At 53.3% G+C, this 13,479-nt stretch carries 15 protein-coding genes; 1 reads left to right on the top strand and 14 read right to left on the bottom strand.

From position 1 onward, the window contains the following. Nucleotides 1-490: 490 nt before the first annotated feature. From ABJ076_RS22290 to ABJ076_RS22245, 10 genes are all read right to left on the bottom strand, one after another. On the bottom strand, nt 491-1,099 hold the full coding sequence (locus tag ABJ076_RS22290; RefSeq protein ID WP_348292192.1) for a hypothetical protein: 609 nt from the start codon (nt 1,097-1,099) through the stop codon (nt 491-493). 84 nt (nt 1,100-1,183) lie between these two features. Next, nucleotides 1,184-1,540, bottom strand: a complete 357-nt coding sequence (locus ABJ076_RS22285; RefSeq protein ID WP_348188525.1) for a hypothetical protein — start codon at nt 1,538-1,540, stop codon at nt 1,184-1,186. A gap of 62 nt (nt 1,541-1,602) precedes the next feature. Beyond that, a complete protein-coding gene (locus tag ABJ076_RS22280; RefSeq protein WP_348188523.1) occupies nt 1,603-2,079 on the bottom strand; it encodes an RT0821/Lpp0805 family surface protein in 477 nt (158 codons plus the stop codon). A 448-nt stretch (nt 2,080-2,527) separates the two neighbouring features. Beyond that, nucleotides 2,528-2,848 carry a hypothetical protein gene (locus tag ABJ076_RS22275; protein ID WP_348188521.1) on the bottom strand — a complete coding sequence of 107 codons (321 nt, stop codon included), beginning with the start codon at nt 2,846-2,848 and terminating at the stop codon, nt 2,528-2,530. Further along, nucleotides 2,838-3,026, bottom strand: coding sequence for a hypothetical protein (locus ABJ076_RS22270; RefSeq protein ID WP_348188519.1), 189 nt, complete (start codon nt 3,024-3,026; stop codon nt 2,838-2,840). The genes ABJ076_RS22275 and ABJ076_RS22270 overlap by 11 nt, the downstream gene beginning before the upstream one ends. 440 nt (nt 3,027-3,466) lie before the next feature. Beyond that, nucleotides 3,467-3,802 carry a hypothetical protein gene (locus ABJ076_RS22265; protein ID WP_348188517.1) on the bottom strand — a complete coding sequence of 112 codons (336 nt, stop codon included), beginning with the start codon at nt 3,800-3,802 and terminating at the stop codon, nt 3,467-3,469. 559 nt (nt 3,803-4,361) lie between these two features. Then, nucleotides 4,362-4,694, bottom strand: coding sequence for a DUF736 family protein (locus ABJ076_RS22260; RefSeq protein WP_348188515.1), 333 nt, complete (start codon nt 4,692-4,694; stop codon nt 4,362-4,364). A 1,599-nt stretch (nt 4,695-6,293) separates the two neighbouring features. Continuing rightward, a complete protein-coding gene (locus tag ABJ076_RS22255) occupies nt 6,294-7,004 on the bottom strand; it encodes a hypothetical protein (RefSeq protein ID WP_348188513.1) in 711 nt (236 codons plus the stop codon). Between the two features lie 89 nt (nt 7,005-7,093). Further along, complete coding sequence (locus ABJ076_RS22250) at nt 7,094-7,540, bottom strand: hypothetical protein (protein WP_348188511.1); 447 nt, start codon at nt 7,538-7,540, stop codon at nt 7,094-7,096. Nucleotides 7,541-7,748: 208 nt separating this feature from the next. Beyond that, nucleotides 7,749-9,503, bottom strand: coding sequence for a ParB/RepB/Spo0J family partition protein (locus tag ABJ076_RS22245; RefSeq protein WP_348188509.1), 1,755 nt, complete (start codon nt 9,501-9,503; stop codon nt 7,749-7,751). 505 nt (nt 9,504-10,008) lie between these two features. On the opposite strand from ABJ076_RS22245, the gene ABJ076_RS22240 reads away from it, so the two are divergent. Beyond that, nucleotides 10,009-11,079 (top strand): hypothetical protein, encoded by a 1,071-nt coding sequence (locus ABJ076_RS22240; RefSeq protein WP_348188507.1) that lies wholly within the window; start codon nt 10,009-10,011, stop codon nt 11,077-11,079. Nucleotides 11,080-11,093: 14 nt separating this feature from the next. On the opposite strand, the gene ABJ076_RS22235 is transcribed toward ABJ076_RS22240, so the two are convergent. Genes ABJ076_RS22235 through ABJ076_RS22220 form a run of 4 tightly spaced genes read right to left on the bottom strand, consistent with a single transcriptional unit; the run spans nt 11,094 to nt 13,358 of the window. Next, complete coding sequence (locus tag ABJ076_RS22235; RefSeq protein ID WP_348188505.1) at nt 11,094-11,606, bottom strand: S26 family signal peptidase; 513 nt, start codon at nt 11,604-11,606, stop codon at nt 11,094-11,096. Next, the gene (locus ABJ076_RS22230; RefSeq protein WP_348188503.1) at nt 11,597-12,040 is read right to left on the bottom strand and encodes a DUF2840 domain-containing protein; all 444 of its coding nucleotides are present in this window, start codon (nt 12,038-12,040) and stop codon (nt 11,597-11,599) included. The genes ABJ076_RS22235 and ABJ076_RS22230 overlap by 10 nt, the downstream gene beginning before the upstream one ends. Next, nucleotides 12,037-12,897, bottom strand: coding sequence for a DNA-primase RepB domain-containing protein (locus tag ABJ076_RS22225; RefSeq protein ID WP_348188502.1), 861 nt, complete (start codon nt 12,895-12,897; stop codon nt 12,037-12,039). The genes ABJ076_RS22230 and ABJ076_RS22225 overlap by 4 nt, the downstream gene beginning before the upstream one ends. Continuing rightward, nucleotides 12,894-13,358, bottom strand: a complete 465-nt coding sequence (locus ABJ076_RS22220; protein ID WP_348188501.1) for a thermonuclease family protein — start codon at nt 13,356-13,358, stop codon at nt 12,894-12,896. Before ABJ076_RS22220 ends, ABJ076_RS22225 begins: the two co-directional genes overlap by 4 nt. Between the last annotated feature and the right edge of the window lie 121 nt (nt 13,359-13,479).

Here is a 13,479-nt window from a genome sequence, read left to right as displayed (position 1 = left end):
CCTGCATCTCCGGCGAGGAGCGAGAGAGGGGTGAAAGGCCGGAGTGCCGGGAGGGGAATCACCCACCCGCAGGGCGCCGCGCAGCGGCGGGTTGGCAGGGCGCAGCCCGAAACCTGGGGATACCCGGCAGGACGCGAGGGGACCGAGTTTAGCCTTTGTGGGGAGAGAGCAGCGCTCTCTTCACGCCGAGAGCGAAAGCGGGAGAATGGTTCTTGCGATAGGGATCGTTACCCGAATGGGCGGAGACACGCGCAGCGAGGCTCCGTGGAGCTGCCGAAGGCGGCGGAGTAGAGCCCGGCCCCAACGGGGATCGCCCTACCCCTCTCCCGCATTTGCTGATCTGCTAGAGAAAGGCGGAAGCCTGACATTCAATGTAATCGGCGGGCCTCGCGGATCCCGAGGCATTCGGAAGACACCGCACCGCCCCAGGGCGGGGAAAAAGATAACGGATTATCTGGTGTACGCTGGCGTGATCGAGAACATGAAAGCTTCAGCTACTTGATTCATCGATGGCTTTGGTCAACGACCGCTCGATGATCGCACGCACGCGCTTCGCGTTGAGAGTGTCAACGGCTTTATCGTATATCGCCTTGTTGACCTTAACCGTTGCCGTTCCAGCTCGCGCCCGTCTGGCGCGTATGCGGATTAATGCACGGGAGCGTTCGATTGAGGATAGAGTGTGAGGGTCGACCCCATCTTTTTCGAGTTCTTTTCGAAGTTGCTCGTGATCACTGAGCGGACGGCCGACCGGACGGGAATAGACCCGCGCAGTGCAGGTTCGGGCAGGCTCACGTCCTGGCTGTGGTTCACTGGTATAGAAATCAATGCGTATATCAATGATGTGATCGCCAGCGTCGGCCGGAGGAGGCAAGTCCTCGAGGACGATGATTCCGTCGTATCCGAGTGAGCGGACGAGATCAACGGCCCTCGGATCGGACATTTCATCTACCCGCCTCCGCACGACCTCCCGGCGCTTGTGAAGAACAGCGTAGTAGAACGTTGTGTCTGCTTCACTCGGCGACGAGACATTCACGGCAGAGACGAAATGATGATCTGGTTTATTGGGCATGGCAGATTCATGAATATGGAAATCAATCATATTAACGTGACGTCACGTTAATATGCATAATCATATCGTGACGTCACGGTATATGAGCTTTGCGAACGGCTGGCTGATCCGCGCTCAATCAAGGTATGTAAGTGCCGTTAACGCGATAGCGTGTAGTTCCGGAAAGCCTTTACGATTGAAGGTATTAGCAGTTTCCCTGATCACTTCTCCAGCAGGAGCGTTCCCATAATTCGTGCCAAGCGCTTCATCTAAGAAATGAAACTCTTGATCACTCCTCGGCTGAATCCAGTCCTTCACATCGGCACGAGCACAACGTCCGTGAATATGCTGGACATGAAGGATTGCCATCTTCAGAAGTTTCAAGGCCCACAATTCCCAATACGATAATTTGGTTTTAGTGCCCCTTGGATTGACCCAGTCTGAGGCCATGAGATTGGCGTCTGCCACTGTTAGTTCTTTGTTTTTTGACATTTAAGCCCCCATGAATTCGTTAAATGAGCGGCCAGCCCGAGGCTGACCGCTCATTGTTTGGATCAGCTTTTGATTTTCCAGGTTCCGTCCGGCTGTCGGCATGCCTTGCCGACGCCTTCTTCACTTTTCCCGCCGATGAAAATAGTCTGGGTGAATTCACGGCAGTATTCTCCGCGCACAGTCTTGTAGGTGCTGGTCGGGGTCACGGTGCCGTGGTTGCCACTGTCCGGGTTTTTCCAGACGGTCGGTTTACCAAGCTGGTTTGTCTCAAGAGAATTCTGAGTAGCGAGGGCGAGCGCTGCTTTGTCCGCGTTGTCGAGAGATTGTCCGATTTCGCTGCCCAAGAACGCGCCGAGGAGCGTTCCAATCGCGACGGCGGCAACGGTCCCCTTCCCTCCGCCGATCTGCGATCCGGCCACGGCACCGCCGATGGCACCAAAGAGGCCCCCGGCAGTCTGTTTGGGGCCGAGGTCCGTCGTCTGGCAGGCGGCGAGGCTAAGGGCCAGGACGCCAACGCAAAGTGCTTTTGAATTCATCATGATTGGTCTCCAACGTTTGAGTTATCGGACGCTGCCAGTTTGGTTTTGCGATTTTGAAAGTTGCGCCGCACATTCCAGGCCAAGATCTGACAACGGAACCGGCGCCAAGGTTACGTATGGATATGCGGATCTAATTGCCCGACCTTCCGGATCCGGCCTTTCAATGCGAACGAAATCTGCCCACTTAGGAGCGAGGCGCGCAGCTATTTGGTGAGGAATTGCGCCGCACTCGTCGGTTTGGTCGCCATTCTCGTCAATAATATCCAGAACCCACCAATACGGATCATCCATATTACAGGGCTGCTTGACTGCATCGAACGCCCGAACGTATTCGGCCACAGCAGAGCGACTTTCGAACGGACCTATTTCAGCCACGTTGACGAAGCCACCAGCGCCATTGCTCGCCTCATGGTCTACAAATGTCAGTCGTGCATGTGGGGCCTTCATATTATCCCCAGCCCCTATGATGTGCGGTTTCGGAAGCACTGCATGCAGCAATAATTGGCTTCAGCATCTTTTCGAGCGAGAGGCTGTAATCTGTGATCGCGTCCCATTCATTGGTCGGGTTGAACTGCACAACCTCTTCGCCATCGATCACAATCTCCATGGAACATGGGATGAATTCGCTCAGTTCCCCGAGCGCCTCATCCATCGACGGCACGTCGATGTCTGCACCCGACTGCAGGACGATTTTTACTGAACGACGATCATTCAGCGCGGTAGACAGGATCGCTTCCAGTATCTGCCGCTCGATGCTCTTAAACTGCATGGTCACTGCTCCGTTTCAGATAGTCGCGGCGTGCTCCGTTGGTCTGTTTGATCGCGCGGCGCATAGCGTTAGCCCCGCGCGAGTGCCCGTCTTCCGTCAGCTCGTCGCGAGCATGGTGCAAATCGGAAAGCATCCGGTCGTAGTCGATGTGGGTCTTGTATTTTGGTCTCTTGGACATCTGGCCCCCCTTCCGTGTCGGCAGCGGTTGCATCTCGTCATGCAACCCTGCCTCTCCGGCGAGGAGCGGGAGTGGGGTGAAAGGCCGGCGTGCCGGGAGGGGAATCACCCACCCGTAGGGCGCCGCGCAGCGGCGGGTTGCAGGGCGCTGCCCGAAACCTGGGGATACCCGGCACGACGCGAGGAGACCGAGTTCAGCCTTTGTGGGGAGGGGGCGGCGTCCCCTTCCCGCCTCCCGATCGCCGGCAGGGGAGCGGCGACCGGGCGAATAATTATCCTGCAGGATGCTGTTTAATGCCGCTGTGCGGCATTTGCGATAGGGATCGTGACCCGGATGGGCGGAGACGCGCTTGCGTGGCTCCGTGGAGCTGCCGAAGGCGGCGGAGTAGAGCCTGGCCCTGCAGGGGATCGCCCGGTGACCAAATCCTCTGTTCATTGGCATCAGAACAACACCAAAACCCACGCACCACCTATGACGGCTAGAACGCCACCTATAGTGAAGAGTAGTTTAGCTTTTGAAGAGAGTTTGAAATGAGAAGCTGTTGTTTGGGCGAAATAGTATGTGGTGAACAGAAGGCTGAGGAAGATCATCCAGCCGAGTATTTCCGCGCCAACTTCCAAGCGTAGTAATTGGGTATGGTCTTTTGACTCTGTATTAGCTCTAAGAGAAGTCTTTAAATCTCTCCAACAAACGTAAGCTACTATTGGTGCCGAAACTATACAAATCGCTTTGAAGTTGAATAGCAGTTCAGCGATATTTTTTGCGAATTGGCTCATGTTTACCTCGTTTAAATTTTTGGCTAATGCGACACACCAGGGTCGTGTTCGAAATCCGCAACGATAGCCTGGCGCTCCCAATCAGTTTCTCTCGCATATGCGACAGCTCCGGCCGGATGCTCTTTCCCGACGGGCGTCAAAACAGGGTTGAGGGAGATTGCAAAGAATTCTCGGCACTTGGGGCACTGGGTGTTTTCAGCGTGATCTGCCGCGATCTGCGAGACAGTTCCGCATGTGCATTTGATGGTCCCCACGATTTTGGTCCGAAGCGGGTCAAGATTGAGGTGGGAGCTTTCCATCGATTGTTTCCGTGCAAGCGCTCGGAAAAGTGCGTTGATGAGAACACAACAAATGCCCCATAGAGCAATAGTGCAGAGCAACATTGGATCCTGCTCGAATAGGGCTCCGGCGCGCATTTCCGGGAAGCCATAGTAGGCGTAACAAAGTATCCCGGAGAGGATCCAAAGCGTGCTTTTGAGGGCATTTCGCATATAGCTTTCCATAAGCCTTTGAGTTGTGCAGAAGCAGCCCGGCCGTGAGGCCGGGCTGCTCCGAGATTTCAGGTTTTGGGTTCCTGGCGCTTCTGATCCCAGATCAGGACGTAGGCGTCCGGGTCGTCCTGCTGTTCGTCCTGGATCATGTTGACGAAGAAATGCGCCGGCAGGTCTGGGGAGTCGAAGTAGAGCGTGATGTAGTCGCGTTGGGTCTTACTGGCGGTTTTGGCTCGACCGGTGCCGATGGGAAAGTTCCCGCTGAGAACGATGAAGTCGGGAGCTGCGCCGGATGCTTGAGCCAGGTTGTCGATAATCGTGATTTCGGTATCGATGGTGATGGTCTTGATCTTGCCCTTGTAGATGTCCTGGCTTTTCGTGACGTAACCGATAGTGGTCATTTCAAATCTCCGTATGTTGGTGGGCTTTGCCCGTTGAGAACAACGCCGCGGTGACACAGAGCGGAGAGACGGTAAACCCGAAGGGGCGCAACGAAGAGGAGCACCGGGGACGGTGAAAAATGTGTCGCGAGGAATGACGCTTGCGGCAGGGGATTTTTCTCACTGAGGAGCCGGTTGGGGCGTCGATCGCGAGGTGTAGCGGTAAAAAGGTGTTCACGGGCAAGGCCTCCAATTGGAGATACTTAATAGTTAAGTATTAAGTCAAAGTAAAGCCTTATCATGATAAAGAATGATTCGGGACAACCGTGAATATTCGGAACACCGCACTCACAAATTGAGGATGGCGGCGCATTAGTGATCAGATTCCGGGCAGAGTCTTTTTAGCGCCGGACGGCGCAAAAGGCGCTTGATGGATCAGGCTGAAACCGAAGATAAGAGATCGTCAATCAGGGGCTCGTTCTCTCTGCTTGAGCGTCTTGTTTGAAGGAAGACATCCGCGAGGGACACTTCGTTGTTCTCGATGGTTTGGTAAACGAGAAAACTGTCCCATTCGCGTAACAGAGTGTCTTCGCTATGCGCCGCGTCATTCGCACCGGTTTTAACAGCAGAGATTGAGTTTATTCCCAAATCTTTTTGAATGGATTTCAAAGAAATGACCAATACATTGCAACTCACCTGATCAATATTAGCGTAAGCAGTGTATCTATCGCCGTCAGGCCATCTCCATGAAATCATAAAAACACAATTGGGTTTACCATTACTCACGGAACATAGGCTTAGCATTACTGTTTCCCATTCTGGAATATCAAGGTATAGATACCTATAGAGGCGCTTTTATCCTCTAAAATGAGCTTATATCCACAACGGTACATATATTGCTATGACGTTCAAAGAAAAAAAATGAATTCCATCGAATCGTACCTAAAGAACCTTCTTGAAACTGCTTGGAAATGCGGTTTCACGCCTACAAGCTTTTCGAAGAAGGCGGGCGTAGATAGATCAGTGTTTGCTACTGTTAAGCCCGGCGGAGAACTTGTTATAGGGCCTGGTGCGTTCAATCCAACGGCGCGAGTAGTAAGAGCGCTTGAAATTGCTTTGGGCGATGCGCGAAAGCCGTCAGGAGACGTAGGGTCCAGTGAATTCGCCGGCGCAGTTGTAAGATGCGAAGAGAGTCGCGGCCGTCAACACTCGATGCGCGTAATGCTGGCGGACCGGGTCATTCCGTTACTTGCAAGCGAACTCAGTCAAGTTGACAGATATTGCGAGGGGTTGCGTCGGGATCATGGCGGGTTATTCGCCGAGGATCTGAATTTCGATGTGCTTAGGTATCTGGCGCCGAACGCACGCCTACACATGGCGACAGCACCAGTAAAAGCAAAAGACGCGACCTGGTTGAAGTGGGACAATGCATCGGACATTTTTAACGGCGAGGACGTGAGCGGGTACCCGGTTTCTTACGCCGGGGATGAGGTCTTTGCGGATGAAATCCACAAAGACCTAGAGATGGCCCGCGAAGCGGGCATCCCGCTCTATCACGGGATTTACCGAAACGGACTGATTCGAGACGGAGAGAAACCGTTGCAGCGCGTCTACTTTCGCCTACTTCAGCGCTTGCAGCGTCGCGACGGCGGTTTCGAAATTCTGTGGGTAACAATCCGCAAGGATACTCAGTCTGGAATCAATTTGTTCCTTGATCTGTTTGGCCGTCGACCAAACGAGGTTTAAAGCCTCTTCGTGACCATGCTTTCGGATAAAGACAGTGCCGAGAGGATTGGCATTACCGTATCCGGACATTGTTCTGAAACGACCGTTTGAGATCATTTCGTCTCGGGCTTCTCCAGCCTGAAAATCGACCCCTGCATGGTCAAGCCAGACCATGGCTATTGATGTCATGAACCAAGAAATGAAATTTCCTTGGTCCATGCTGTTTAGGCCGCCCCTGTAGCCAACTGTTCCACTGAGTTGGAGCAGACCGGCAAGGTCAGTCGTCCACCTGGGCATGGTGTCGTCATGATCTGCATATCGCGGCAGAAACGATTCGATCTCACGAATGAGGTCTGGTGTCTCAAAACATCGCCATGCCATGCAACAAGCGAGTTCGTCTCGATGATTAAAGATGGCCCCATAGATACCCGGATTTTCCGGCTCATAAACGCGCCGAAAGCCTGGATAGACATGCCGCTCGCGCCCCATTAGGCGGGCGGAAAAGCGGTTCATATCCGTGCCAGTTTCGAGATAGTAGCCGCCAGTTTCGAGTATGTTCAGAAATGGCAGCAGTTTTTTAAGAAGCTGCGGATCTGCATGATGCATGGCGACTGACTTTGAACTGTAAGGACTCCGGACTTTCTAGACGACTAATCGAATAAAACTCAATAGCCGGCCAGCCGTGGTGTGAGAGATTAAGCCGGTTCGCAAACAAGATATGTGTCGGTTTCGATGAGCTTGCCTAAAGTTTGATCCCCTCCTCTAGCATCGCCAGCCACCTCGAACGTTTCCCACATTCGACACAGCTCTTTAAAATCCACAACGCTCTGAGAGAGACACACCGGGAAAACAGCGGAAGAGGTTATTCCTACAGTTCCGCAATTGTATGCGAGCCAATCCCTGATCTGCCCAGCCTCAGACCGCGACAAAGTGACCGGAGAAATCGAGTATTCGTCTCCACTCCGCCAAATCCAAGTAATAGTATACGTGTTTACTTGGTTATCGTCTGCGCTCAACGCAGTGTGAAGCGCATCGGTCAATTCGTTGGCGAAAGAGTCGGGCACCCCGTCCTCTTCACTCAAAAGCGGCAGAATACGGCGCGTTTCATCAATCAGGTCTTGGTACTTTCCATGCACGGTCATTTTAACCTCTGCGAATTGTTTCTGGAGACGCCTAAAGTAAAAACCAGCGTCAATCAAATATCACAAATAATATAAGTCAATAAACGCACTTCGTCAAACAATATTTGATGGTTTTACTATTCTTAATACATAAGGTTTAAGTTTTTTACTTGCGAACTTCAAATAAAAAAAGGGCGCCCCTTGGGGCGCCCAGAGTTACAGGGAGTAATCATTCAGCGGCGTCGGCATAAGAAGCGATTTCTTCTTCATCGTTGCTTGCCTCTACGTCAGGCTTCGCGTCCGGATCGATGGCGGGGAAAGCCATGATCGGGTCCATCCATTTCTTTGCCATGTCGGCCCGTTCGGCTGGTGTGTCTGTCGGCACCGCCTTGAACCACCCCGTAAGAAGCGCAACCAGATCGCCCTTCTTGGACTTTGCGACTGACTCGATGCTGAGCGCAGCACCACACTCGGCGGCGATTTCCTTCAATTGGTCGGACTTATAGCGTTTCAGGAATGTCTCATCGGGCAGGTAGCCGTCTCGCACATCAGCTTCTAATTCCATAGCGACAAGGTTGTGCTCGTCTACATCGGTCTTGATCCCGTCACCCGACTGATGGAACATCACAGTCACTAGCAGCGAGTGCAGCCCTTCCAGTTCCACATCCGTCAATGACCTGATAACCGCGAGAATTAGCAACCTGTCGCCTGAGAGTTTGAACAGCGCCGGAATAGGCTCTGCAATCTCGCCCTCTTCCGAATACCAAGAACAGCGCAAGGCAGACAAACCGGCATCGCGGAACTTCATCAGGAACGCAGCGGCGATCTCCTCGATGCTGCTCAGCATATCGCTGCCGTAGTGATCTTGGAGACGGGGCGACGGCGCAAGCGAGACTTGGTTCTGAAACCCGGTCATGTATTGGAGCACAGAGACTTCCAGCACCTTCCGCCGATTGGAGATGAGTTTCTGCTGAACGGCGATGGTCCGTAACTCGGCGGCGTGTTGAAGCTGTGCCGCTGTATATCGCGGCTTCGGTTCACCAGTACCGCCCGAACCGCTGACCTTTTTCGCCTTAACCATGCCGTCGAGGATCGTTACCCGGCCATTCTGGTTTTTCATGATGACGGTCGTGCCCTTCTCGCCCTCTTCCGCCGCCCGGTACTTATCCGTCACCATGTACCAATCGTGCCCCGGCTCCAGGACGATCAGCCCGTCAGCCTCGAAAGCCGCTTTCTTCTCGTCATAAGCTGCATTTTGAAGCGCGGTGAATTGGTCAACGTCATCGAAATGCCGGTCTGCGTTGTCGCTGAAGAGATCCTGAAGGTAGCCGCCCGTGTAATCTGCGAGATCAAAGATCGCCATATCGGCGGTCGGCTTGTTGAAAAAGTATTGCCGGGCCGCGTACTCGCCATTGCCCCGGTTGTTGTCTTCCAGAAACTTGAAGTAAGCCGCCTGTTCCTCGACCGTGACTGACGCCAAATGCTTGGCTTCGCTCAGACACATCTCCCCTGCCCTCACCATGTCCCGTGCCTTTTCGGAGAGGCTTCCGAGTGCGAGCCGGCGCCGGACGGTCATTTCACTCGTGCCGAACTTCTCCGCGATCTGGGCCAAGTCCATGCCGCCATCATGCAGCCGGGCGAACGCTTCGCATTCGTCAATGGCGGACAGGTTTTCTCGTAGGGCGTTCTCAGCGAGCGCTATTTCTTCAAGCGCCGTGCCTTTCTCCGTGCGGATTGTGACAGGAATCGGGAAACTGTCCTTTGCCTTACCCTGCTCGATCAGGATGCCAATAGCGAGATATCGGCGGTGTCCGGCGATGATGCGGAACTTACCGCGCTCTTTCGTCACGGTGAGGCTCTGTGTGACGCCGACCGATGCGATGGAAGCCGCAAGCTGTTCCAGTGCAGTTTTATCGAAGCTCTTACGCTGGTTGTCTTTCGGCGGCAGCAGTTTGGCGTAGGTGGTCATTTCAGTGGTGGTCATGCTCTGTACTCCCGGTTTCGTCTATGACGAGCGGCGGGGATGTTGCCTCCCCTCTTCCGCCCCTGTGGGCGTGTCTCAACCGATCTGATCAGTAGAAAACACAGTTTTCGGCTGAACAGAGTGGGTTGGGGCGCAGCCCGACCCATGGCCCGGGCCGCGCCGGTCAATGGTCTGGAGGCGACCTGGCGCGGCCCGCAGGCGTAGCCGAGGACACGGGGGAGCTGGAGGATGGAGCGCGTGCGCGACGCTTGCCGATTGACGGGAACGGACCGGGATGTTGGGCGGATAATCAGATCGAAAGGAGTCTGGCCGGCTAGAGCGTAGCGGCGGCCGGTCTGTCCGTTATGGGATTATGCGCGCGGTGCGCGCTCACTCATTGGGGCGTTGCGGGGTGTCCCCGCAGAAGGGGGTGTGGAGGAGACTTCGGCTCCGACCAGGGGGAAGGCTTTCCCCTTTTAGTGGATTTTGGATATCTTTCTCGTCTGTGATGATCGGGGGAGTAGTGATGGCGGACGATTCGTCAAAAACCATGCCACGTTCTAAGGAAAAACCGACTGACGCCGACGATTATACGTCTGTCATACGAGACTTTTTTTACCGTACCTCTTTTGAAGGCAATCCGTTCGAAGATCGGCGGTGTTCCGCGCTCTTGGGCATATGCGTGGAATTAAGCATCTTTTGTCGATTTCGTCCGGACGATTTACAACTAACGTTAACTCGGTTCAGAAAACTCTCTCCAAATACCCGAAAGGAACTGCAGGCCGATCTCCGGCGGGATTGGAGTCGAAAAATAACACTAGTAGAAAATAGAAACAAATTACGCGCTGAAAAATATTCTCTAGTTCTTGAAAATAAAAGCAAAACAGCGCTTGAGGATTTTCCTCCTTTTCTAGATTTGCGTATGGCAATTGATTTTTCAAATATCAAAAAAAATCCCCGCAATAAGAATATTCCAAGAAATGAGTTGATCGGCGATCGGCTTAAAGATTTGTATTTTGTGATGCACCGGTTTTTTAGACTCGTTGACGAACTTTTTGCTGAGGACCATAGACGAGGATCTCTTAATCATGATGCTGGTACAGGTGTTCATTCACACACAGAAACAGTTGTTCGCAGCGTCGTAGTCTCCCAAATCATGGATCAGGCCGATAGTATAACGCGCTTGTCCGATGACTCTCTGGAATCTATGCGGATTGTATTGAGAGGGCTTATGGAGCGTCGATCAAACGGTCCGGCCGAAGGTCTGCTGAAAGATCATCTTGTGATCTTGATACAGCGGTTTGAGGACGCCAGGGAGGCGACCGCGAAAGTCGCAGAAACAGGAGAGATAGCGGACGCTGAGGTGGCGGCGGACAAGATCGAGAAAAGCTGGAAATTCTTCGATCAGAGTTACATGGAGCGCGCCAAGGATCTTGGTTTTACAACGGTTGCCGGATCTCTGTGTTTCGGGCTGGCCCTCGGAGCAACGGCGGTCTTCACCGCTGCTGGCTTCCCCATTCCTACCCTCGCCGCCCTTGCGGTGTCGGGCGGGATATTCGGCGTTAAGAACATCACAAAACCAAAAACAGACGTGTGATATATCCAACGTGATTATAAACCGATCGCTTTGAGGATCGGGCGAAGAGTCGTGACAACATTGTGTCGTCTGACTGGCCCGAAATACCGTGAATCAAATGATTGATCCGCGTCACCCAGGAGGAAAAATTCATCGTCTTCGAGGGGTCGGCAGAAACGTATTTGCGGTAGCGCCCGCCCTGAACTGTCCAATGCGTGGATCCGCGCGACAACAGTGTGGTTGACGGTAACAATTTTCCGCTCAATACAAACAAAATCTCCTTCGGTCGCCGCAACACGTTTGATCCAGTCGGTATCCGCTGGGGAGTACTCGCGTCGTGTTGCTAATTCAGCTGCGTCGTCCGGCACTCTTGCGAGCACGTAAGACCCGACGCTCGGTATCTGGCTTGATTCATAGTAGATGTCGAACGAAACGGAACCGGTCGATGGAACATGCAGGAGCGGTTTCGTTGGCTTAGTCACAAACGACAGCGGGAGCAAGATGACGCCGGCTAAGACGGCTACCAATGGTGTTTTCTTCAAGCGCATTGTTCGATGAAATCTCGTGTGATGGGAGGTGCCGGCTGTCCGGCATTGAGGCGAATGTCACAGAGGCGCCACCAGCGCGGGGTGAGTAGCGGCCAAACACCCGTTTCCTTGATGCCGTCATAGACCGGCATGAAACGCGAACAGACGTCCCAGGTCCTCAAGTACATTAGGATTGCAACTTGCTTATCTATCTCAGGGATGAAGGCCGTCCCTCCGCCGGTAAATGCGATAATTTCCGATAATACAGTGCCGTACTCGTTGGCGGCCCATCGTTGGATCAAAGCGGTTTTTTTAGGGTCCGCCAGCATCAATCGTCTGCGAAAGCCGGGGATGTTCTCTATTTCCGCCCCCTCTTCCACATAGCCGCCCATGACCCAAATGTTCCGGCGCCCCTCGGCAAACGTTTCGCGGATCCTCAGTGGATTTTCGATCATTCGGACCTCGATGCCGTTCGAGCCCCGGCCGCGGTCTCAAACGCTTTCGATACTGTGCGCATGACATAATCGGCTTGCCGGCCCGGTGCGCCCTTATGATCCAGCGGTCTGGCGCTATGAATAGCGTCGGCGATGCGGTCCTGTGGCACTCCCCATAAGGCAGCATTAATCGCATAAGCGAAGTCTGCTCGATGCAAGTCGCCGGAAAAGCGTGGGTGTTGATGATAAAAGCTGATCGACCGGCACCGATCGGCACCCTGGGAGACGTGATCTATGGTTTTTGTGCGCCTTCTGGCGTTGGCTGCTTTCTGCGACAGTAGAGCGGCTTCGCAGTCTTTGATTAGTGAGCCGGTCCACGGGGTACGCTGCTGTTGCCGGAGAAGTTTGGTAAAGGGATAATTGCCGTCTGGGCGCCGGTGTTTTTGCTTTCGGTTTGTGAAACCGGGCAATCGGCCGAAATGTCGAAAATCTGCGCTCGATGGGTCAGCACGGAAAGAGTCTGCGAGAAACTGAGCGACCGCAGTTGAAAGAGCTGGCTCCAGGAGCCTGGGATGCTTTATCCACGCCTGATAGTTGCCTGGGCTCGTTTCGACAGCCGCGAGAATACCGAGATCGGCCGCGCGGCGTAAATCGCGGATCGCCAAATCGTCCAGTAGGCAGTATTGGTGCGGAAACTGGGGACGGATGTATATGTGTGCCCCTTTGACGTTCTGGAACTTTAGCCATTGTGTTGCATTTAATATCTTGTCGCGGTCGACAGCCCGGATAAGCATTCGGTCATCCTTAAGGATTCCGAGTTCAAACGGTGTTTCGAACAATCCGGTAAAATCTGCGACCGCTGCCTCTGTGATATTCACTTCTTGAATTTCCTCCACTCCCTTGGATGGATGAAAATCGTCTCCCAGATCCCCCGTCCCGCCTCTTTGGCACCGTATTCAAGAAGGCGGTACTGTGATGGATAACCGTCCGGAGTCACTGCCCAGCCTTTGGAAATCATTGCAGCGTTGAGGTTGAGTTCGCCGGCGAAGCAGGTTCCTAGTTTGCGTCCGTATTTGTCATCTCGGGCGTCGTACTTGCAGCGGATCGATCTTGATTGCATGAGCTGCAGGAGTGTTTTTTTTGATTTCTCACCGCAATCAAACGTGAATCCAGTAGTTTTGTTTTTGCATTCCTGTCCGAGTTCAGGCGCGTCAATTTCTTTTAATCTGATCCGTGTTGTTCCGTATTTGATTGTATCGCCATCGATGACAGTAACTCTGTCGTTTGCAAGAGAGGCGTTAGAGGTCAGGATCAAGAGGACTGTTAACCTCAATATCATCCTGGGCTCCTTTAGATAATTAATTAGTTAAGTATTAAGTAATTCATAAAACGGTGAATTGTCAAATTGTCAGACGACGAACGAATTGCTCTGGCTCGCTTATAGAATCGGTTCCTGCAGC

Source organism: Nisaea sp., from assembly GCF_039990255.1.
In the GTDB taxonomy this organism is placed as follows: domain Bacteria; phylum Pseudomonadota; class Alphaproteobacteria; order Thalassobaculales; family Thalassobaculaceae; genus Nisaea.
Note: the sequence above shows the minus strand (reverse complement) of the source record. Positions and strands in the feature narration are given on the sequence as shown.

Coding starts and splice junctions, on each gene's coding strand:
- ABJ076_RS22290 (WP_348292192.1), bottom strand. CDS start 1,099: ATGATTGATTTCCATATTCATGAATCTGCCATGCCCAATAAACCAGAT.
- ABJ076_RS22220 (WP_348188501.1), bottom strand. CDS start 13,358: ATGATATTGAGGTTAACAGTCCTCTTGATCCTGACCTCTAACGCCTCT.
- ABJ076_RS22240 (WP_348188507.1), top strand. CDS start 10,009: ATGGCGGACGATTCGTCAAAAACCATGCCACGTTCTAAGGAAAAACCG.
- ABJ076_RS22270 (WP_348188519.1), bottom strand. CDS start 3,026: ATGTCCAAGAGACCAAAATACAAGACCCACATCGACTACGACCGGATG.
- ABJ076_RS22235 (WP_348188505.1), bottom strand. CDS start 11,606: ATGCGCTTGAAGAAAACACCATTGGTAGCCGTCTTAGCCGGCGTCATC.
- ABJ076_RS22280 (WP_348188523.1), bottom strand. CDS start 2,079: ATGATGAATTCAAAAGCACTTTGCGTTGGCGTCCTGGCCCTTAGCCTC.
- ABJ076_RS22285 (WP_348188525.1), bottom strand. CDS start 1,540: ATGTCAAAAAACAAAGAACTAACAGTGGCAGACGCCAATCTCATGGCC.
- ABJ076_RS22260 (WP_348188515.1), bottom strand. CDS start 4,694: ATGACCACTATCGGTTACGTCACGAAAAGCCAGGACATCTACAAGGGC.
- ABJ076_RS22255 (WP_348188513.1), bottom strand. CDS start 7,004: ATGCATCATGCAGATCCGCAGCTTCTTAAAAAACTGCTGCCATTTCTG.
- ABJ076_RS22250 (WP_348188511.1), bottom strand. CDS start 7,540: ATGACCGTGCATGGAAAGTACCAAGACCTGATTGATGAAACGCGCCGT.
- ABJ076_RS22275 (WP_348188521.1), bottom strand. CDS start 2,848: ATGCAGTTTAAGAGCATCGAGCGGCAGATACTGGAAGCGATCCTGTCT.
- ABJ076_RS22230 (WP_348188503.1), bottom strand. CDS start 12,040: ATGATCGAAAATCCACTGAGGATCCGCGAAACGTTTGCCGAGGGGCGC.
- ABJ076_RS22245 (WP_348188509.1), bottom strand. CDS start 9,503: ATGACCACCACTGAAATGACCACCTACGCCAAACTGCTGCCGCCGAAA.
- ABJ076_RS22265 (WP_348188517.1), bottom strand. CDS start 3,802: ATGAGCCAATTCGCAAAAAATATCGCTGAACTGCTATTCAACTTCAAA.